The organism is Luteimonas sp. J29 (genome assembly GCF_000472505.1).
Lineage (GTDB): Bacteria > Pseudomonadota > Gammaproteobacteria > Xanthomonadales > Xanthomonadaceae > Luteimonas.
Genome location: NZ_AWZR01000001.1, coordinates 352,904 through 374,897 on the forward strand (window position 1 = coordinate 352,904; position 21,994 = coordinate 374,897).

Annotated in this window: 11 protein-coding genes; 8 read left to right on the plus strand and 3 right to left on the minus strand. The window is 71.5% G+C overall.

Annotated elements, in window-relative coordinates; translation table 11 throughout:
• Positions 1–35: 35 nt before the first annotated feature.
• From LUTJ29_RS0101460 to LUTJ29_RS0101470, 3 genes are all read right to left on the minus strand, one after another.
• A complete protein-coding gene (locus tag LUTJ29_RS0101460; protein ID WP_027070987.1) occupies positions 36–956 on the minus strand; it encodes a 2-dehydro-3-deoxygalactonokinase in 921 nt (306 codons plus the stop codon).
• Complete coding sequence (locus LUTJ29_RS0101465) at positions 953–1,864, minus strand: SMP-30/gluconolactonase/LRE family protein (RefSeq protein WP_027070988.1); 912 nt, start codon at positions 1,862–1,864, stop codon at positions 953–955. Before LUTJ29_RS0101465 ends, LUTJ29_RS0101460 begins: the two co-directional genes overlap by 4 nt.
• A 295-nt stretch (positions 1,865–2,159) precedes the next feature.
• Positions 2,160–2,783, minus strand: coding sequence for a 2-dehydro-3-deoxy-6-phosphogalactonate aldolase (locus tag LUTJ29_RS0101470; RefSeq protein ID WP_027070989.1), 624 nt, complete (start codon positions 2,781–2,783; stop codon positions 2,160–2,162).
• A 260-nt stretch (positions 2,784–3,043) separates the two neighbouring features.
• On the opposite strand from LUTJ29_RS0101470, the gene LUTJ29_RS0101475 reads away from it, so the two are divergent.
• The 8 genes from LUTJ29_RS0101475 (at position 3,044) to LUTJ29_RS0101510 (ending at position 21,954) form a co-directional block, all read left to right on the plus strand.
• Complete coding sequence (locus tag LUTJ29_RS0101475; RefSeq protein WP_051322581.1) at positions 3,044–4,009, plus strand: LysR substrate-binding domain-containing protein; 966 nt, start codon at positions 3,044–3,046, stop codon at positions 4,007–4,009.
• Between the two features lie 200 nt (positions 4,010–4,209).
• A complete protein-coding gene (locus LUTJ29_RS0101480; protein WP_232221128.1) occupies positions 4,210–7,161 on the plus strand; it encodes a TonB-dependent receptor in 2,952 nt (983 codons plus the stop codon).
• A 475-nt stretch (positions 7,162–7,636) separates the two neighbouring features.
• Positions 7,637–10,729, plus strand: a complete 3,093-nt coding sequence (locus LUTJ29_RS0101485; RefSeq protein WP_027070992.1) for a TonB-dependent receptor — start codon at positions 7,637–7,639, stop codon at positions 10,727–10,729.
• Between the two features lie 354 nt (positions 10,730–11,083).
• The gene (locus LUTJ29_RS0101490; protein WP_084524527.1) at positions 11,084–13,069 is read left to right on the plus strand and encodes a sialate O-acetylesterase; all 1,986 of its coding nucleotides are present in this window, start codon (positions 11,084–11,086) and stop codon (positions 13,067–13,069) included.
• Positions 13,070–13,125: 56 nt separating this feature from the next.
• Positions 13,126–14,838 carry a DUF5597 domain-containing protein gene (locus tag LUTJ29_RS15730; protein WP_051322582.1) on the plus strand — a complete coding sequence of 571 codons (1,713 nt, stop codon included), beginning with the start codon at positions 13,126–13,128 and terminating at the stop codon, positions 14,836–14,838.
• Between the two features lie 4 nt (positions 14,839–14,842).
• A complete protein-coding gene (locus LUTJ29_RS0101500) occupies positions 14,843–17,701 on the plus strand; it encodes a TIM-barrel domain-containing protein (RefSeq protein WP_027070994.1) in 2,859 nt (952 codons plus the stop codon).
• A 196-nt stretch (positions 17,702–17,897) separates the two neighbouring features.
• The gene (locus LUTJ29_RS15735) at positions 17,898–20,324 is read left to right on the plus strand and encodes a glycoside hydrolase family 95 protein (RefSeq protein WP_051322583.1); all 2,427 of its coding nucleotides are present in this window, start codon (positions 17,898–17,900) and stop codon (positions 20,322–20,324) included.
• Positions 20,325–20,541: 217 nt separating this feature from the next.
• Positions 20,542–21,954, plus strand: coding sequence for a sugar porter family MFS transporter (locus tag LUTJ29_RS0101510; RefSeq protein WP_027070995.1), 1,413 nt, complete (start codon positions 20,542–20,544; stop codon positions 21,952–21,954).
• Positions 21,955–21,994 lie beyond the last annotated feature (40 nt).

Sequence of the window (21,994 nt, forward strand, 5' to 3'; positions counted from 1 at the left end):
GATTGCGTGATGCGTGCGTGGCCCCGTGCGCAGCGTCAGCCCGCGCTGGCCGATGGCTCGCGTACGGTTCCGGCGCGACGCGTCCACAGCGCATGCAGGCCGCGCGCGGCCAGTTCCTCCGGATGGTGCCGGACCTCGATTCCGAGCGCGCCGAGCGCGCGCGCGTACACCTCGATCAGACGCTCGCTGCCGACCACGTGCACCAGGCCTGGATGCGCGCGGTCGACGGCGAGGCCGCCGCGCAGTTCGTGGCCGACCAGCAGTCCCGAGAGGTAGGACGCCAGGCCGTCGCCGTACAGGCCGGCCAGTCCCGCGGCGCGCACGCCGAACAGGTGGTGCAGCAGGCCGCCGGCGTGCGCGCTGCGCGCCAGCCCCGCATCGAACGCGGCCGGGTCGAACGCGTCGTCGTCGCCACCGTCCATCAGTGCGCCCACCAGGCTGTGCCGGCGCAGGAGGCCGTACAGTTCGCCGGTCAGCGCGGTGTGGATGCGAACGACGCGGCCGTCGCGGATCGTCACCCACTTGCTGTGGGTGCCGGGCAGGCAGATGCGGTGTTCGCCGGCGGGCAGCAGTTCCAGCAGCGCGGCGAGCTGGCTTTCCTCGCCGCGCATCAGGTCGGGCACCGGCTCGGACGCATCGCGCAGGCCCGGCACCAGCCACAACCTGCGCCCCTCGAATCCGTCGGGCACGAAGCGGCGCAGACCTGCGGCGATCGTGTCGAGGCCGGCGGGGCAGTCGAGATAGGGGACTTCTTCCCAGCCGCCGCGTCCGCCGACCATGCCGCACATCACCAGGTCGGCGTCGTCCCACCCGGCAAGCTGCGAGGACAGCACCTCGGCGAAGCGCCCGCGGCTCGCGCGCGCGCCCTGGTCGCTTCGCCGGCGCGCGACGATCGTCCCGTCCGCGTCCAGGCGGTACAGGCGCAGGTGGGTGCCGCCCCAGTCGATCGCGATCACGCGGGCCGGAACCTCGGTTCGGCGATGCCGCTGCCCGCGTCCAGCGCCAGCGCGAACACGCCGCCGGCGGTGGGCATGGCGGCGAGCGTGGCGTCGTCGAGCTCGTCGCGCGCGGTAGTGACGTACAGGGTGTCGAACCGGTCGCCGCCGATCGCGCAGCAGGTGGGGCGGCCTTCGGGGATGGCGATCACGCGGTCGACTTCGCCGTCGGGCCTGTGGCGGACCACGCAGCCGCCGTCCCAGTGCGCGTTCCACAGTCCGCCGGCGGCATCGACCGTGGAGCCGTCGGGCGCGCGCCCGTCGCGGGTCTCGGCGAACACGCGCACGTTGGACACGGAGGCGCGCACCGGGTCGTAGTCGCCGCGCAGGATCCTCGGCTGCGCCGTGTCGCACCAGTACATGGTGGCGCCGTCGGGCGAGAAGCAGATCGAGTTGGGCACCGCGGCCGCCGGCAGCGGCAGCGGGCGCAGGCCGTGCGCGGCCGAGAACTGGTAGAAGCGCCCCAGCGGTGGATCCGCGCCGGTCTCGTCCTTGGTGCCGAACACGAAGTTGCCGTGGCGGTCGCAGCGGCCGTCGTTGCTGCGCGTGGACGCGCCCAGGTCCGGCTCGAGCGCGCACAGCGTCTCCAGCGCCAGGCTCGCCCCCGGCACCGGCGCCGCGGCCAGCCGGATCGACTTGGCCAGCGCCAGCAGCAGCCGGCCGTCCTCGCACAGCGCCAGGCAGCCCAGCGGTTCGGGCAGGTCCCAGTGCCGGGTCTGGCCGGTCGCCGGTACGTGCATCCACAGCCGCGCGGACAGGATGTCGGTCCAGTACAGGCACGCGCGCCGCGCGTCCCAGACGATGCCCTCGCCCAGCCGGCAGCGGCTGTCGACCGCGAGTTCCGCGGTGGCCACGTTCACAGCACCCATTGCACCTCCGATCGCTTCACCATCCGCACGCGACTGCACTCGCGCGGCCGCGCCCCGGACCGCGGCCCGTGCGCGCCAGCCGCCTGCAGTGGATGTTCCCGTTCCGGACCACGCCGCACCGCGATGCCGCCCCCGGCACCGCGACCCTCGTCGTCCGGGTCCCGTGCATGCCCCCGCAGGTCGTGCCCCCGGGACGCGTGGACGCCGGGGGGCGGCGCCTGCCAAGGCGCATTCCAGCATACGGAACCCGGCTGCGGACAGGCCGCCGCCTGCCGGGTGACCGGTGCGACGGGCGTCATGCGCTGGCACCCATCCAGGCGTCGCGGAAGCGCCGCGCCTGCTCGCGGGTGCGCGCAACCGGCTGGCCGGCGCGGTAGAGCTCGCCGCCGATGCCGGCGCCCTGGCAGCCGGCCGCGCGCCAGGCGGGCAGGCTGTCCGGCGTGATCCCGCCCACCGCGAACAGCGGCACCGGCGGCAGTACCGCGCGCAGCGCACGGACCATGCCCGGGCCGAAGACAGCGGCGGGGAACAGCTTGAGCATGGGCGCCCCGGCCGCGATCGCGGCGAGGGCCTCGGTCGGGGTCGCGAAGCCTGCGATCGCGGGCACGCCGCGCGCGGCCGCGCGTTCGATCACCGGCGGCCGCGCGTCCGGAGTGACCGCGAGCGCGCCGCCCGCCTCCAGCAGCGCGTCGACCTGCGCGGGTTCGAGCACCGTGCCGGCGCCGATCCGCGCGCGGTCGCCGAAGGCCGTGGCCGCCAGCGCCAGGCTGCGCCGCCAGTCGGGCGAGTTGGTCGGAATCTCGATCGCGTCGTAGCCGGCATCGACCAGCGCTTCGACATGCGCGACCACGTCGTCCGGCCCGATGCCGCGCAGGATCGCGACCAGGGGCAGGCGGAAGGGGAGGTCGGGGACGTCCATGCGGATGCGTGACTCCTCAGGCCCGGGGTCGGGCCGGGACGCTGCCCCTCCGGTCGTGCGGGCCCGTGCCCGGTGGCGATCGCAGCATGTGTCCCCCTCCCTCCGATTCGCTCGTCGCCGGGCTGCATTCTCCGCGCGGGCACTCCCGGGCGGGCCGGCACATCCGGCGATGACGATAGCCTCCGGGCGCGGGCTATGCGCGACAAATGAAATTTTGGCCGTACCCTATTCCGCCGGTGCATAGCGCGAGGGGAAGCAGCATGGTGCAGCCGACGACCGCCTGGTCCGCGATGACGCGCCTGAAGACGCGCCACCTGGCACTGCTGCTGCACCTGTACGAGCAGGGGTCGGTGCTGCGCGCGGCCGAAGCGGCGCACATGACCCAGCCCGCCGCCTCCAAGCTGCTGGCCGAGATGGAGTCGCTGCTCGGCGTCACGCTGTTCGAGCGCCATGCGCGCGGGGTGGAGCCGACCTGGTACGGGCAGGTGCTGGCGCGCCGCGCGCGCTCGGCGCTCGCGGAGATCGGCCGTGCCCAGGACGAGATCGCCGCGCTGCGCGATGGACGCGTGGGCCAGGCCGCGATCGGCACCGTGGTCAATCCAGGGACCACCCTGGTGCCGCAGGCGGTCGCCGCGGTCAAGCGCGACCATCCCGGCATCCTCGTGCGGGTGGAGATGGACTACAGCCGCGCGCTGGTCGCGCGCCTGCTCGATGGCCAGCTCGACATCGTGGTCGGCCGCATCATGGGCCCCGAGGGCGCGGCGGACCTCGCGTTCGAGCCGCTGGCCGACGAACCGCATTCGGTGATCGTGCGCGCCGGCCATCCGCTCGCGCAGCGCACGTCGCTCGGGCACGCGGATCTCTCCGGCCAGGGCTGGATCATGCCGCCGCCGGGCAGCGTGCTGCGCCACCGGCTCGACGCAGTGTTCCTGGAGCGTGGCCTGGAACCGCCGCGGGACATCGTCGAGACCGCGTCGCTGCCGGTGATGATCCACCTGCTGCGGCACAGCGACCTGCTGGTCGCGCTGCCGGCGCAGTCGGTCGCGCCGTACCTGGACACCGGGCAGATGCACGTGCTGCCGATCGAACTGGGCGTGCGCATGGAGTACTTCGGCCTGGTCCGCCGACGCGACCAGGTACTGTCTCCGGCGGCGGAACGCATGCTCGAGGCGCTGCGCGCCACCGCCCGCCGGCTGTACGGTCCGGGCCTGCCCGCCGGCGCGTGAGCGGGGCGCGTCGTCCCGGCAGCTATTCCGCGCGGATGTAGCTGCAACCCGAAAAATCATTGGTTGTGCATGACAGCACGTGCCTAGTCTGCCCATGGCAGCGCTGTCCGGCGCTGTCACGGAACGGGACCAGGCGCCGCAGATGCGCCGGTCCGGTGCGTTCCGCATCGCCTGTCATGTGCCCGTGGGAGGGGACCGCCATGCCAATGTTCCGCCAGTGCCGCCCGCATGCCGGGGTCGGCGCGACCGACCCGTTCCGACTGTTGCGCCGTTCCGCGATCGCCCTGGGCGTGGGCGCCATCCTCGCCACGAGCGCACACGCGCAGGAGGCCGCCTCCGCGGCCGACACCGATCCCGTGGAACTGGACGGCCTGGTCGTCACCGGCATCCGCGGTTCGGTGTACCGCGCCCAGGACATCAAGCGCGAGGCCGACACCTTCGTCGATTCGGTCACCGCGCTCGATATCGGCGCGCTGCCCGACCGCAGCGTGACCGAAACGCTCTCGCGGATCCCCGGCGTGACCATTGACCGCTTCCTGTCGGTGGGCGACCCGGAGCACTTCTCCGCCGAGGGCAGCGGCGTGGCCGTGCGCGGCCTCACCCAGGTGCGCTCCGAGCTCAACGGCCGCGACAGCTTCTCGGCCTCGGGCGGGCGCGCGCTGAGCTTCCAGGACGTGCCGTCGGAGCTGATGGCCGGCGTGGACGTGTACAAGAACCAGAAGGCGGACATGATCGAGGGCGGCCTCGGCGGCACGGTGGACCTGCGCACCTTCATGCCGCTGGACTTCGACGGCAGCCGCCTCGGCCTGTCCTTCAGCGTCAACCGCGGCGACTTCGCCGAGCGCGTGATGCCCTCGGCCTCGATGCTCTTCAGCAACCGCTGGGACACCGACCACGGCGAATTCGGGATCCTGGTGGACGTGGCCCACTCCGAGCTGGCCACGCGCACCGACGGCCTGTTCGTGCGGCCGTTCTTCGACAACGCCAACAGCGACCTCGACGGCGACGGCGCCGCGGACCCGGTGTGGCTGCCGCGCGGCGCCGACTGGCGCACGCTCGAGTACGAACGCAAGCGCCAGGGCGCCTACGTCGCGCTGCAGTGGCGCCCGAACGAGCGCCTGGACCTGTCGGCCACCGCGTTCCAGAGCCGCTACGACGAGCTGTGGTTCGAGGACGCGATCTTCGTCCAGAACGACCCGCGCCTGGTCGCGCTCGACGCCAGCCAGCCCTACCGCCTGGACGGCAACGTGTTCGTGTCGGGGCGCCTGCGCGCCGACGGCGACATCCCGATGGGCACCGACATCCGCGCCTCGCACCGGCGCTCGCGCACCAGCGACTACTCGTTCGCCGCCAAGTGGCGCATGAGCGAACGCACGGAACTGTCCACCGACCTGCAGTTCATCAAGGCCACCACGCGCGCGCTGGATTCGACCGTGGCCCTGGGGCTGAACGTGCCGTGGATCGACGTCGACCTGGGCGGCGGCGTGCCCGTGATCGGGGTCGACCGCGACTTCGTCGCCGACCCGGCCAGCTACTACTGGGCGTTCACCATGGACCACCGCGACGACAACGAGGCCGAGGAAGTGGCCTGGCGCGCCGACCTGCGCCACAGCTTCGAGCGCGGCGCGATCGAGGCGGTGAAGTTCGGCGTGCGCGTCACCGACCGCGACGCCGACAACATCGACACCGGCTACGACTGGCAGCCGGTGATCCAGCCGTGGATGCAGTGGTGGGCGCTGCCCGGCGACCAGCCGCTGCCCGGCCTCGACCTCGGCCCCGGCGCGACCCTGGACCTGGTGAACCTGGCCACGTTCCCGGACTTCTACCGCGGCGACGCGAACATCCCCGGCGCCTTCCTCGCCCCGCGCCTGGCCACCGCGCTGGGCTTCCCCGGCAGCTACCAGGCGATCCACGCCGCGGCCGATCCGTACTACCTGTGCTGCTACGCCGGCACCTACGTGCCGCGCGACACCAGCGACCCGCAGTGGGGCAACGTCCAGCGCGAGCGCACCTACGCCGCCTACGCCATGCTCGAGTTCGGATTCGAACAGGCACCGGTCTCCGGCAACGTCGGCGTGCGCGTGGTCCGCACCGAGAACAGCGCCGACGGCTACCTGGTGTATCCGTCCGAGGCCTACGCCCCGTACCTGGGCAACGGCGAGTCGGACCCGGTCCACGCCAGCAACAGCTACACCGACGTGCTGCCGAGCGTGAACGTGAAGTGGGAGCCGCTGCAGGACGTGGTGGTGCGCTTCGCCGCGTCGCGGGCGATCGCGCGCCCGTCGTTCAACGAGCTGCAGGCCTTCCAGATCCTCTCCGTCGCGCCCCGCGACGGCGTGACCGTGCCCGACGACGGCAGCACGCTCCCGCTCGAGGACATCGAACTGTCCTCGGACACCTACGGCAATCCCTACCTCACGCCGATGAAGGCCGACCAGTTCGACCTCTCGCTGGAGTGGTACTTCGCCCCGGACCGCGGCGGCATGGCGTGGATCAACGTCTTCCACAAGGACGTGCGCGACTACTTCCGCCGCCAGAGCCTGCTCGAGCCCTATCGTGGCGCCGACGGCAACACCTACCAGTACCTGGTCACCCGGCCGGTGAACGTGGGCAGCGCGCGCATCCAGGGCGCCGAGGTCGGCTGGAACCAGTTCTTCGACTTCCTGCCCGCGCCGTTCGATGGCCTCGGCATGTCGGCCAACTACACCTACATCGACAGCTCGACCCGGATCCCGGACGACCCGTCGGTGCTGCCGATCGACACCGACGGCGCCCTCCTGGGCGACCTGCCCGCGGACGGCCTGTCGAAGAACGCCTACAACGTGGCCCTGTTCTACGAGAAGGGTCCGTGGCAGGTCCGCTTCGCCTACAACTGGCGCAGCCAGTACCTGCTGTCGGTGGGCGCGAACGGCTACAACGGCGAGGACGGCGGGGTCGCGTGGAAGCTGCCGGTGTACAGCGACGCCTTCGGCCAGCTCGACGGCTCGATCTTCTACCGCGTCTCCGATCATGTGCAGATCGGCCTGGAGATGAACAACCTCAACAACGCCGAGCAGCGCACGATCATGCAGCAGGGGGCCGCCGGCAGCCGGGTGACGTCGTGGTACGTGAACGACCGCCGCTACGCCGCGACCCTGCGCCTGACCTTCTGACCGGGCCCGGCCGCCCCCGCTGCCCGCCCTCCCGGGCGGCGGCGGCCGGCCTTGGACTTTTGGCGCACCGGCCCGGGCGTGGCGACTGTAACGCCTGCAAGTGTTTGCCGCGCCTCGAAAATATCTGTTCGCCGGCGGTTTGACGGGCGGAAAAGGCTAGCGCTAACATCGGATCGCGCGGCGTCCGTCGCCGTACCAGGGAGAGAAGGGGAACAGCCGGGGCGTCCGGCGCATCCAGCGGTGTTTCTGCGCGCGGCGCCGGCACGGTGGCGCCGTCTTTTCGCGCAGCGGTTCGCAGCGTTCCGGACCCGATGGCCGATGTAGCCGCCGGGCCGGGCCGGTTTCCGTGCCACACAACTCGACCACGATCGCACGCAATTCCTCGGGAGGGAGATCCATGCGAGCACACCACACACGCCGGCAGGCAACACGCCCGTCTGGTATCGACACCCTGCGCACGTTCCGCCGCAGCGCCATGGCGCTGGGGGTGGCCGCCCTTCTTTCCGGGCCGGCCCTCGCGCAGACCGCGGGCGGCGACGCCCCGCAGGGCTCCGACCCGGCCGTGGAACTGGACTCGGTCATCGTCACCGGCATCCGCGGCAGCGTCATGCGTGCGCAGGAGATCAAGCAGGAGGCGAACCAGATCATCGACTCGGTCACCGCCGAGGACATCGGCGCGCTGCCCGACCGCAGCGTCACCGAGACGCTCAAGCGCATCTCCGGCGTCACGGTCACCGGCTTCGCGGCGCGCGACGATACCGACCACTTCTCGGCGGAAGGCTCCGGCGTGATGATCCGCGGCCTGACCTTCGTGCGCGGCGAGCTCAATGGGCGCGACGTGTTCAGCGCGAACGGCGGCCGTGGGCTGAGCTTCGAGGAGGTCCCGTCCGAGCTGATGGCCGGCGTGGACGTGTACAAGAACCCCTCGGCCGAGATCATCGAAGGAGGCCTCGGCGGCACCGTCAACCTGCGCACCCGCATGCCGTTCGACGAGCCCGGCCGCAAGATCGCGGCCAGCGTCGATTACAACCGCGGCGACAAGGCGAAGGATGGCCGCCCCTCGGCCTCGTTCCTGTTCAGCGACCGCTGGCAGACCGGCGCCGGCGAGATGGGCTTCCTCGCCAACCTCTCGTACTCGGAGCTGGCGACCCAGTCCGACGGCATCCAGATCCAGCCGTTCTCGCGTCGCGGCCGCACGCCGGCCGAGCAGCCCGAGGGCCTGCCCGACGGCGTGGGCTGGGTCTACGACTGGGAGCAGGAGACCTGGGTGTCCGCGGACAGCCAGCGCGACCTGCTGCTCGAGGGCAGCGGGCGCGACCACGTGTTCGTGCCCGGTGGCGTGAACTGGCGCCGCACCGACTTCGACCGCAAGCGCAAGGGCGGCGCGCTCGCGTTCCAGTGGCGCCCGAGCGACGACACCGAGATCTACGCCCAGGTGGTCACCGCCAAGTACGACCTGGCCTGGCGCGAGCATTTCATGGAGTACGCCGGCGCCGGCGAGGCGAACGACACCTCCAACTGGAACGGGGACCCGAACTACTACGACCAGTCGTGGGACGGCGGCGACGGCCTGGCCGACCGCACCAACCGCATCATCCCGATGCCGGGCACGACGTTCGACTACGACCAGAACGGCCGCTTCATCCGCGGCGCCATCCGCCTCGGCGGCTGGCGCGGGACCCCGGACGACGAGACCCCGTCGATGTACAAGGGCCCGGGCATCCAGTTCGCCGTCGGCAACCGCTACAACGTCCAGCATTCGCAGACCACCGACTGGTCGGCGGGCTTCAAGCATTTCTTCTCCGACAACTTCCTGATGCGGGCGGACTTCCAGTACGTGAAGGCCACCAGCGACAACGTCGACTTCGCGGTCCACACCTCCACCCTGCTCGAAGGCATCTTCCTCGACCTGTCGGGCAAGTACCCGTCGGTCACCCTCGACAACCCGGAGCGCGCGCTGCAGCAGGACACCTACTTCTGGCGTTCGGCGATGGACCACATCGCCGACAACGTCGGCCACGAGCGTGCCGGGCGCGTGGACTTCGAGTACAACTTCAACGACAGCGACTGGTTGCGCCTGGTGAGGTTCGGCGCGCGCATCGCCGACCGCGAGTACACCAGCCAGTGGACGACCTGGAACTGGCGTGCGATCAGCGACGACTGGAACCGGATCGAGAACCCGGACCCGAACCGTCCGCCGGTGGCCTGGATCGACCAGTTCTATCCGGCCCAGAGCCAGCTGTACACGCTGACCGACTTCTTCCGCGGCAAGGCCAACCTGCCGACCCAGTTCTGGACCGCGCAGGACAGCTTCGTCGACATCGCCCAGGTCAACGCCACCCTGGCCACGATCCCCGGCGCGCAGTGGACGCCGATCACCTTCACGCCGGACGCGATCAACCAGCAGCGCGAACGCACCCAGGCGGCCTACGGCGTGCTGTACTTCGGCAACGACGAGCTTCGCTTCCCGGTGGACGGCAACGTCGGCGTGCGCGCGGTCAAGACCTCGGTCAAGGCCCAGGGCGGCGGCCTGATGCCGGACATGCGCGGCCAGTTCGTCGAGTCGGTGATCCCGGAGCTGGAGGACATGTTCTACGGCCAGGCCTTCACCAGCCAGGTCAACAGCTCCTACACCGACATCCTGCCCAGCCTCAACCTGAGGGTGCGCTTCGACGGTGGCCTGCAGTGGCGCTTCGGCGCGTCCAAGGCGATCGCGCGGCCGGAGTTCCGGCTGATGCAGAACTGGATCACCCTCGGCGCCAGCGCCGCCGGCTGCGCCCAGGCGCTCAGGGACGGCCTGCGCACCGAGCTGTGCGGTCCCGACGACCTGGCCTACAACGGCAGCGGCGGCAATCCCGCGCTCAAGCCGATGAGGGCGAACCAGTTCGACACCGCCCTGGAGTGGTACTTTGCCCAGGACGGCCACGTCTACACCACGCTGTTCTACAAGGACGTGGAGGGCTACTTCGCCACCTCCGTCGCCGACGAGCTCATCGACGGACGCGTGTACACGATGACCCGCACGCGGAACCTGGACGAAGGCAAGATCCGCGGCTTCGAGGTGGGATACTCGCAGTTCTTCAACTTCCTGCCCGGCTTCGGCATCCAGGCCAACTACACCTTCGTCGACAGCTCGGGCGGCACCAACGTCGACATCGGCATCCCCGACGGCAGCCAGCCGACCGAGGTGCCGCTGGACCTGCCGCTGGAAGGCCTGTCGCGCCGCAGCTACAACCTGATCGCGATCTACGAGCGGGGCAAGGTCTCGACCCGCCTGGCCTACAACTGGCGTTCGCGCTACCTGCTGACCTCCAGCGACGTGATGCCGGCGATGCGCCAGCCGGTGTGGAACGACGACTACGGCCAGCTGGACGGCTCGTTCTTCTACAACATCAACGACAACATCCAGATCGGCCTGCAGGCCAACAACCTCACCAACAGCATCACCAAGCTGCTGATGGGTCCGCGCGGCTACCGTCGGGACGGCTTCATCGACGAGACGCTGTACAACCGCGCGTGGTTCGAGAACGACCGCCGCTACTCGCTGGTGCTGCGCGCCAGCTGGTAACCGGCCGCGACCGGGAAGGCCGCGCGGTTCGCCGCGCGGCCTTCTACTTTGCGCCGTGGCAACGCATGGCGCGCCGCTTCGTGCGTCGCAGCATTCCCCGCCGATATATCCGGCGACGATTTCTTCATTGGTCCGGCATGACGCCGCTGCCTATCCTGCGTTCGCAACCCGCCGGGGCGTGGTCGCGGGCGTTTCCGGTGGCGGCGGCGATGCGGCGCGCCCGGGTCCGGATCGCGCCGCATCGGTGACGGCGGGGAAGGCGGACGGCATCATCCGGCAGGCGACCGGCGATCCCCGCCGGCCGGTCGCGCCTGGCCCGACCGACGGCAGGGACCCCTGGCACGGAGATCCTCGATGAAGAAGGCATCCATCCATCCGGCACGACGCGTGCAGGCGGCCGGCGCATCCGCTCCCGGGCAGTCGCCCCGGCGCGGGGCGGGGCCGCGCAGCGCCGCTGCGCTCGCGCTGTTGCTGCCGCTGGCGGCCGCGCACGCAGTCGAACTGCCGCGGGTGTTCGGCGAAGGGATGGTGCTGCAGCGCGACCAGCCGATCCCGGTATGGGGCCGCGCCGACCCCGGCGCCCAGGTCCGGGTCGCGCTCGGCGACCAGCGCGTGGAGACCCGGGCCGGTGCGGACGGCCATTGGCGGGTCGAACTGGCGCCGCGCACGGCGGGCGGACCGCTGGTGATGCGGGTCGATGACGGCAAGGCGCCGGTCGAGCTTGGCGACGTGATGATCGGCGACGTGTGGCTGGCCTCGGGCCAGTCCAACATGGAGTGGCGGCTGTCCGAATCGGCCGACGCCGAGGTGGAGATCGCGCGCGCGACCGATCCGCTGATCCGCCATTTCAAGGTCCGGCGTGCCTGGTCGGGCGAGCCCGAGTGGCAGCTGGCGGGCGGGGAGTGGATCGCGTCCTCGCCGCAGGTGGCGGGCAACTTCTCGGCGGTCGCGCACTTCTTCGCGCGCGAACTGCGCGCCTCGCAGGGCGTGCCGATCGGCATCATCGACAGTTCCTGGAGCGGCAGCGCGATCGAGGCCTGGATGGACGCCGCCAGCCAGGGCATCGACGCCGACGGCCTGGCGGCGATGGCGCGCCAGCTGCGCGAGGACGACGCGCGCGCGCTGGCGCAGACGCGGCAGAACCTGGCGCGCTGGGAGCTGCCGGCCGACGACGCCGGCTGGCAGGCGCCCGGGCTGGACGCGTCCGGCTGGGACGACATCCCCGTGCCCGGACTGTGGGAAAGCGCAGGCTGGAACGGCATGGACGGCGTGGCCTGGTACCGCACCGGCTTCACGCTGTCCGCGGAAGAGGCGCGGGCCGGGGTGACCCTGGGCGTTGGCCGGATCGACGACAGCGACACCACCTGGGTGAACGGCGTCGAGGTCGGCGCGACGTCGATCCAGTACAACCTGCCGCGCGTGTACGAAGTGCCGGCGTCGGCGCTGCGCGAGGGACTGAACGAGATCGCGGTGCGGGTGGTCGACGTCGGTGGCGGGGGCGGCATCCACGGCCCGGACGACGAGCTGTTCGTGCAGGTGCAGGGCGGTGCGCGCCGGCCGCTGGCCGGCACCTGGAAGTTCCGTCCGGCCGAGGTCACCGCGCTCACGCTCGACGACGACAAGCACCAGCGCCCGACCCTGCTCTACAACGCCATGATCCACCCGCTGCAGCCATATCCGGTGCGCGGCGTGATCTGGTACCAGGGCGAGTCCAACGCCGGCAGCGTGGAGCAGGCGCTGCGCTACCGCGAACAGTTCCCGGCGATGATCCGGCAGTGGCGCGCGCAGTGGAATGCGCCGGAGCTGCCGTTCCTGTGGGTGCAGCTGGCGAGCTGGCACTCGGGCGGCGACCAGGGCGACAGCAGCCCCTGGGCAGTGCTGCGCGAATCGCAGACCGCGACCCTGTCGCTGCCAGCGACCGGGCAGGCGGTGGCGATCGACATCGGCGACGTCGACGACATCCATCCGCGCAACAAGCAGGATGTCGGCCGTCGCCTGGCGCTGGCCGCGCGCCGGGTGGCCTACGGCGAAGACGTCGTGCATTCGGGCCCGGTGTTCACCAGTGCGACCTTCGAGGGCGGGGCCGCGCGCCTGGCGTTCGAGGCCGACGGGCTGGCGGTGCGCGGTGGCGGCCGGCTGCAGGGCTTCCGTCTCGCCGGCGCCGACCGCGTGTTCCATCCGGCGGATGCGGTGATCGAGGGCGACGCCATCGTCGTGCGCAGCGACGCGGTGCCGGCGCCGGTCGCCGTACGCTACGCCTGGAGCGACGCGCCGGTGGACGCCAACCTGGTCGGCGCCAGCGGGCTTCCCGCCTCGCCATTCCGGAGCGACGACTGGTGACGGGAACGGGGGCGCCGGAGCTGCGACGCGGGGCCGCCCCCACCCGACCCTCCCCCGTGGGCGGGGGAGGGCTTTCAAGGTTCCGCGGCGCCCTGGCCGGCGCGGTGCTGCTGGCGGCCTGGCTGGCGGCCTGCCAGCCGCACGGCGGCCAGGAAGGGCAAGCGGCGGCCGGACGCGGGGCCGCGGCCGGTGCCGGATCCGGCGAGCGCCCGATCCCGCGTTTCGAGAGCCGCGATGGCCGCCATGCGCTGATCGTCGATGGCGCGCCGTTCCTGGTCCTCGGCGGCCAGGCGCACAACTCCAGCAACTACCCCGAGCCGCTCAAGCAGGTGTGGCCGGCGCTGGAGGAGCTCGGTGCCAACACCCTGTCGATCTCCATCGCCTGGGAACAGGTCGAGCCCGAGGAGGGCCGGTTCGACTTCTCCTTCGTCGACCATCTGCTCGAGCAGGCCCGCGCGCACGACAAGCGGCTGGTCCTGCTCTGGTTCGCCACCTGGAAGAACAACGGGCCGAACTACGCGCCGGCCTGGGTGAAGCTCGACAACGACCGCTTCCCGCGCGTGGTGCGCGAGGACGGCGTGGTGCTGAACTCGCTCTCGCCGCACGCGCAGTCGACGCTCGACGCCGACCGCCGCGCCTTCGCGCGCCTGATGGCGCACCTGCGCGAGCACGACCGCGAGCGCACCGTGATCATGGTCCAGCCGCAGAACGAGCCGGGCACCTACGGCGGCGTGCGCGACTACTCGCCGCTGGCACGGCAGGCGTTCGAGGGCCAGGTGCCGCAGGCCCTGCTCGAGCGGCTGGGCAAGCGCCCCGGTACCTGGCGCGAGGTGTTCGGCGCCGACGCCGACGAGACCTTCCATGCCTGGCACATCGCCCGCTACATCAACGAGGTGGCGAAGGCCGGCAAGGCCGAGTACCCGCTGCCGATGTACGTCAACGCCGCGCTGCGCGGCCCCTTCAACCCGGGCCAGCCGGGCCAGTACGCCAGCGGCGGTCCGACCGACAACATGCTCGACGTGTACAAGGCCGCGGCGCCGGACATCGACCTGCTGGCGCCCGACATCTACATGCCCGAGTACCTGCACTACACCACGGTGCTCGAACGCTACGCGCGCCCGGACAACGCGCTGTTCGTGGCCGAGACCGGCAACGCGCCCGAGTACGCGCGCTACCTGTTCGCCGCGCTCGACCACGACGGCATCGGCTGGGTACCGTTCGGCATGGACTACACGCCCTACGGCAACTGGCCGCTGGGCGTGAAGCGCACCACGCCCGGGACCATCGCGCCGTTCAGGCTGGCCTTCGCCCTGGTCAACCAGGGCATGCGCGAGTTCGCGAAGGCGGCGTCGGAAGGGCGCCTGCACGGCGTGGCCGAGCAGCCCGGCGTGCCCGAACGCACGATCCGGCTCAACGCGCGCTGGAACGCCACCATCGCCTACGGCCTGCCGCACTTCTGGTTCCAGGGGCAGGCGCCCGGCAATCCGGAACCGGTTGGCGGCGCGCTGATCGCCGAGCTCGGTCCCGACGAGTTCCTGGTCACCGGCATGCATGCACGCGTGACGCTGCAACCGGCCGCGGAAGGCGAGGCGCTGATCTACGAACGGGTCGAGGAAGGCCGCTACGTGGACGGTCGCTGGGAGTTCCACCGCAACTGGAACGGCGACCAGACCGACTATGGATTGAACTTCTCCGACGCCGTGCAGCTGCTGCGCGTGCGCCTGGCGACCTACCGCACCACCACCGACGTCGAGCCCCGGGAGGACTGACGCCATGCAACGATTCCGCCGATCCGCGCCGCTGCTGGCGCTTCCGCTCGCCGCGATCCTCGCCGGCTGCGGCGCCCGCGCCGACACGCGCTGGGAGCACGTGGGCAGCGACGTCGTCGTGCGACCGGCCGCCGCGGACGCGGCCGACGTGCGCCTGCAGGTGGTGTCGGACCGGATCATCCGCGTCACCGCCGATCCGGACGGGACCTTCGAGCGATCGCCGAGCCTGATGCGCGTGGAGCGCGACGGTCCGGCGCCGCGTTTCGACGTCGCCGAGGCCGACGGCACGCTGCGCGTATCCGCCGCCGGGGTGTCGGCCGAGGTCTCGCTCGAGGACGGCCGGGTCGCGTTCTTCGACGGCGAGGGCCGGCCACTGCTCGCGGAGGCCGCGGGCGGGCGGGGCTTCACGCCGGTCCGGTTCGATGGACGCGACTACTACAGCGTCCGCCAGCGCTTCGAGTCCGCCGGCGACGAGAGCCTGCACGGCACCGGCCTCCACCAGCAGGGCTGGATGGACCTCAAGGGCCGCGACGTGGAGCTGCTCCAGCACAACATCGACAAGGCGATTCCCTACCTGGTCTCGAGCCGCGGCTACGGCATCCTCTGGGACAACAATTCGATCACCCGCTACGGCGACCCGCGCGGGTTGCGCCAGATCGGCGAGGTGGTGGCGCTGTACGACCGCGACGGCGTGGAGGGCGCGCTGACCGCGACCTACTCCATCGACGGCGACGCCAGGCTCGTGCGCCGCGAGGAGAAGATCGACTACCAGTTCATCTCCGGGCTGGAGGACTTCCCGGAGGAGGGCAAGAACCTCGAGCCCGGCGGCCGCAGCCTGGTGGTCTGGGAGGGCCAGTTCGCCGCCCGCCGCGACGGCCGCCACACCTTCTCGCTGTTCGGCAGCGAGTACATGAAGCTGTACGTCGACGGCGAGCTGGTGGTCGACCGCTGGCGCCAGAACTGGAACCCGTGGCACCACGAGTTCGCGCTCGACCTGCGGGCGGGCGAGCGCCACGACCTGCGCATCGAATGGGACCGGATCGAACCTGCGTACATCGCGCTGCAGGGCCGCGACCCGCTGCCACCGGAGGAGGCCGCCGACCTGTCGATCTGGTCGGAGGCGGCGCAGGTGATCGACTACTACGTCGTGGCCGGCGGCGACATGGACGGCGCCATCGCCGGCTACCGCGAGCTCACCGGCAAGGCGGTGCTGCTGCCGAAGTGGGCCTACGGTTTCTGGCAGAGCCGCGAGCGCTACAAGACCCAGCAGGAGCTGACCGGCGTGCTGGACGAGTACCGCCGCCGCAAGCTGCCGATCGACGCGATCGTGCTCGACTGGTCGTACTGGCCGGAGGACGCCTGGGGCTCGCACGACTTCGATCCCGGGCGCTTCCCCGATCCCGAGGGCATGGTCCGCCACGTCCACGAGCGCAACGCCCAGGTGATGATCTCGGTGTGGCCGAAGTTCTACCCGGACACGGAGCACTTCAAGGAACTCGACGCGGCCGGATTCATGTACCGGCGCAACATCGAGGTCGGCGAGCGCGACTGGATCGGCGAGGGCTACCTGAACTCCTTCTACGATCCGTTCTCGCGCGAGGCCCAGGCGATCTTCTGGCGCCAGGTCGACGCCAAGCTCAACCGCAAGGGATTCGACGCCTGGTGGCTGGACGCCACCGAGCCGGACCTGCACAGCAACCTGGACATCGGCGAGCGCAAGGCGCGCACCATGCCCAATGCGCTGGGCTCCTCGACCGAGTACTTCAACGCCTATCCGCTGCCGCATTCGGAAGGCGTGTACCGCGGCTCGCGCGAGGTGGACCCGGACAAGCGCGTGTTCATCCTGTCTCGCGCCTTCTTCGCCGGCCAGCAGCGGGCCGCGGCGGCGTTCTGGAGCGGCGACATCGTGCCGCGCTGGGACGACTTCCGCGAGCAGATTTCCGGCCTGGTCAACGCCTCCATGGCCGGCGCGCCGAACGTGAGCTTCGACATCGGCGGCTTCTCGCCCGAGCGCCGCTACGAGCGCAAGGATCCCGCACACCTGGCCGAGTGGCGCGAGCTCAACCTGCGCTGGTTCCAGCATGGCGCCTTCGTGCCCATCTTCCGTTCGCACGGCCAGTTCCCGTACCGGGAGATCTGGGAGATCGCGCCGGAGGGCACGCCGCACTACGACAGCTTCGTGCACTACCTGAAGCTGCGTTACACCCTGCTGCCGTACATCTACACCCTGGCCGGCGACACCTGGCACCGCGACGGCACCCTCCTGCGCGCGCTGGCGATGGATTTCCCCGGCGACCCGAAGGCACGCGAGGTCGCCGACCAGTACCTGTTCGGCCCCGCCTTCCTGGTTGCGCCCGTGACCACGTTCGGCGCCACCAGCCGCGAGGTGTACCTGCCGGCCGGCGCGCAGTGGGTCGACTTCGACACCGGACAGCGGCACGAGGGCGGCCGCACGATCACCGCGGCCGCGCCGCTGCAGCGCATGCCGCTGTTCGTGCGCGCCGGCTCGATCGTGCCGCGGACCGTGGTCCAGGAGTACGTGGACCAGGTGCCCGACGCGCCGCTGACCATCGAGGTCTATACCGGCGCCGACGGCCGCTTCGCGCTGTATGAGGACGACGGCCGCGGCTACGGCTACGAGCGCGGAGAATGGTCGCGGATCCCGCTGGCCTGGGACGACGCGGCGGGCGCGCTGACCATCGGCGCGCGCGAAGGCGCGTACCCCGGCATGCCTGCCACGCGCGAAATGCGCGTGCGCTTCATCGACGGCCCGCGCGGCGACAACGGCGCGCTGGAGCCGGCGGCCGACGTCACGGTGGTGTACGACGGCAGCGAGGTGGTCGTGGAGCGGCCGGGGGCATGACGCGCGGCGCGCGCCTGGCGACCCCCACCCCGGCCTTCCCCCGCATGCGGGGGAGGGAGTTGATTGCGCGCGGAGCGGACGCAGTCGCCACATGGGCGTACACGGCGCTCCCTCCCCCGCGTGCGGGGGAGGGCCGGGGTGGGGGCAGCAACGGCCTCGGGCAGGCCCCAACCGCATCCGGCCCCGACCACTCGCCATGAGCTTCGACCCGCGCCGCCGCGACGCGCTCAAGGCCGCGACCCTCGCCGCCGTCGCCGGCGGGCTTGGCCTCGTCCCGGGGTCTCCACGCGCCGGCGGCGATGCGCGGCCCTCCGCAGCGGATGCGGGCGCCATCGACACCGCCGCGGAGCCGGGTGCGTGGAACCATCTCCGCCTCTGGTACCCGCGCCCCGCCACCCAGTGGGTCGAGGCGCTGCCGCTGGGCAACGGCGCGCTGGGCGCCATGGTCTGGGGTGGCGCCAGGTATGAGCGGATCCAGCTCAACGACGACACCCTGTACGCCGGCGGCCCGTACGACCCGGCGCCCGAGGGCGTGGGCGAGGCATTGGCGCGGGTGCGCAGCCTGCTGTTCGCCGGCCGCTACGCCGAGGCCGAGGCGCTGGCGAACGAACGGCTGATGGCGCGGCCGCTCAAGCAGATGCCCTACCAGCCGCTCGGCGACCTGGTGCTGGACTTCCTCGAGATCGCCGAGACCGGCGGCTACCGGCGCGAGCTCGATCTCGATGCGGCCATCGCGACCACGACCTTCGAGGCACGCGGCATGCAGCACCGGCGCGAGGCGCTGGTGTCGGCGCCGGCCCAGTGCCTGGCGGTGCGGCTGACCGGCGACATGCCCGGCCGCATCGGCCTGCGCGTGGGCCTGCAGAGCGACCAGCCCTCGGCGCGCGCGGTCGCCGACGGGAACGGCGGCCTGCTGCTGCAGGGGCGCAACGAACCGGCGCACGGCATCGAGGGCCGGCTGCGCTTCTGCGCCCGGGCGCGGGTGCTGCCGGTCGGCGGCACGCTGCGCCACCTCGGCGACCGGATCGAGGTGCGCGACGCCGACGAGGTCGTGGTCCTGCTGGCCGCGGCCACCAGCTTCCGCCGCTACGACGACGTCTCCGCCGACCCCGACCTCGCCACCGCGCAGCGGCTCGACCGCGCGCTCGCACAGGGCTGGGACGGGATCGTCCGCGAGCACCTGCGCTTCCACCGCGCGCTGTTCCGCCGGGTCTCGATCGACCTCGGGCGCTCGCCGCCGGACGTGGCCGCGCTGCCCACGGACGAGCGCGTGGCGCGCTTCGCCGACGGCCACGACCCCGAGCTGGCCGCGCTCTACCACCAGTTCGGCCGCTACCTGCTGATCGCCAGCTCCCTGCCCGGCACCCAGCCGGCCAACCTGCAGGGCATCTGGAACGACCTGATGCACCCGCCATGGGAGAGCAAGTACACGATCAACATCAATACCCAGATGAACTACTGGCCGGCGGAGGCCAACGCACTGCCCGAGTGCGTGGAGCCGCTGGAGCGGATGGTGGCCGAACTGGCCGAATCCGGAGCGCGCACCGCGCGCGCGATGTACGGCGCGCCGGGCTGGGTGGCGCACCACAACACCGACCTGTGGCGCGCCACCGCGCCGATCGACGGCGCCCAGTGGGGCCTGTGGCCGCTCGGCGGGGCCTGGTTGCTGCAGCACCTGTGGGACCGCTGGGACTACGGCCGCGATCCCGCCGTGTTGCAGCGCGTGTATCCGCTGTTCCGCGGCGCCGCCGAGTTCTTCGCCGCCACCCTGGTCGAGGACCCCAACACCGGCGCGCTGGTCACCGCGCCTTCGATCTCGCCGGAGAACCCGCATCCGCACGGTGCCACCCTGTGCGCCGGCCCGTCGATGGACGCGCAGATCCTGCGCGACCTGTTCGACCGCTGCATCGCGGCCTCGCGCCTGCTGGGCGTGGATGCGGACTTCGCGGCACGCCTGGCCGCGCTGCGCGAACGGCTGCCGCCGCACCGGATCGGCAGGGCCGGCCAGCTGCAGGAGTGGCAGCAGGACTGGGACATGGAGGCGCCCGAGCCCGACCACCGCCACGTCTCCCACCTCTACGCCCTGCATCCCTCCAGCCAGATCAACGTGCGCGACACGCCGGCGCTGGCCGCTGCCGCGCGCCGTTCGCTGGAGCTGCGCGGCGACGAAGCCACCGGCTGGGGCCTGGGCTGGCGCCTGAACCTGTGGGCGCGGCTGCGCGATTCCGGGCGCGCGATGCGGATCCTGCGCCTGCTCATCAGCCCCTCGCGCACCTATCCCAACCTGTTCGACGCCCATCCGCCGTTCCAGATCGACGGCAACTTCGGCGGCACCGCGGGAATCACCGAGATGCTCGTGCAGAGCTGGGGCGAGACCGTGTTCCTGCTGCCCGCGTTGCCGCGCGAGTGGCGCGACGGCCACCTGCGCGGCGTGCGGGTGCGCAACGCCGCCAGCCTCGACCTGTCCTGGCGCGGCGGCAGGCTCGACTCCGCCGTCCTGCGCAGCGAACGCGGCGGCCGCTACCGGGTCGACTACCGCGGGAACGAACTGGGACTGGAACTGGCCGCCGGCGGAACCGCGCGGTTGCGGGCGGGACACGGCGACCGGCTGGAGCAGGCGTGAGGGGCTGCACGGCGCGGCGAAGCAGTTGCGTCGGCAACGATCCGGGGCGGCTTGTGCTGCATTGCAGAAACCATCCGCCCCACCTCTCGGGCTACCCTAGCGCGCCTTGTGACAGCGCAGTCATCACGGTTCCGCCGGCACGGTGGACCTGGCGGGGGACGGAACGGGCCGGCCTCCGTCCAGGCGGCAACACACAGCATTCCCGGGGAGCGAGTACATGAGCAGTCCCAACGCCTCAGGCGAGAACACCCGCTTCATCATCCTCATCAGCCTGGTCGCCACCATCGGCGGCTTCCTGTTCGGCTATGACAGCGGCGTGATCAACGGCACGGTCGACGGCATCACCACCGCGTTCCAGTCCGATGCCGCCGTCACCGGCTTCAACGTCGCCTCCATGCTGCTGGGCTGCGCGGTCGGCGCCTGGTTCGCCGGCACCCTGGCCGACCGTTACGGCCGGCGCACGATGCTGCTGTGGGCGGCGGTGTTCTTCATCATCTCGGCCTGGGGCTCGGGCATCGCCAACTCCTCGCTGGAGTTCGTGGTCTACCGCGTGCTCGGCGGCCTGGCGGTGGGCGGCGCGAGCGTGATGTCGCCGGCCTACATCAGCGAGGTGTCGCCGGCGCGCTACCGGGGGCGGCTGGCGACGGTGCAGCAGATCGCGATCATCTCCGGCCTGTTCGCCTCGTTCCTTAGCAACTACATCCTCGCGCGCCTCGCCACCGCGTCCACCGCGATGCTGTGGTGGGGGTACGAAGCCTGGCGCTGGATGTTCTGGGCCGAGCTGGTGCCGGCCACCCTGTTCCTGCTGCTGCTGTTCTTCATCCCGGAAAGCCCGCGCTACCTGGTCGCGCGCGGCCTGCGCGAGCGCGCCACGTCGGTGCTCACCCGCCTGTACGGCGCCCTGCAGGGCGAGCGCAAGCTCGGCGAGATCGACGCCTCGCTGGCGTCCGACCACCACCGCCCGCGCCTGTCCGACCTGGTCAACAAGGCCTCCGGCAAGATCCGCCCGATCGTGTGGGTGGGCGTGGGCCTGGCCACGTTCCAGCAGTTCGTCGGCATCAACGTGGTGTTCTACTACGGCGCGGTGCTGTGGCAGGCGGTCGGCTTCTCCGAGAACGACGCGCTGGCGATCAACGTGCTCTCCGGCGGCCTGAGCATCGGCGCCTGCATCGTGACCGTGCTGCTGATCGACAGGGTCGGCCGCAAGCCGCTGCTGTGGCTGGGGTCGGTCGGCATGGCGATCACCCTGGGCCTGGTGACGTACGCGTTCTCCACCGGCGGCCTCGACGATGCCGGCACGCTGCAGCTGAGCGATTCGATGGGCCTGCTGGCGCTGGTCGCGGCCAATGCCTACGTCGTGTTCTTCAACATGTCCTGGGGCCCGGTGATGTGGGTGATGCTCGGCGAGATGTTCCCCAACCAGATCCGCGGTTCGGGCCTGGCGGTGGCCGGCCTGGCGCAGTGGACGGCGAACTTCCTCATCACCTGGACCTTCCCGATGCTGCTCGCCGGCCTCGGCCTGGCCTTCGCCTACGGCATCTACACCGTCATGGCGGTGCTGTCGGTGTTCTTCGTGCTCAGGTTCGTGCACGAAACCAAGGGCCGCGAACTGGAGCAGATGGAAGGCTGACGCCGCACGGCGTCCCGCCGCGTCGCCCCGGCGGCGCGGC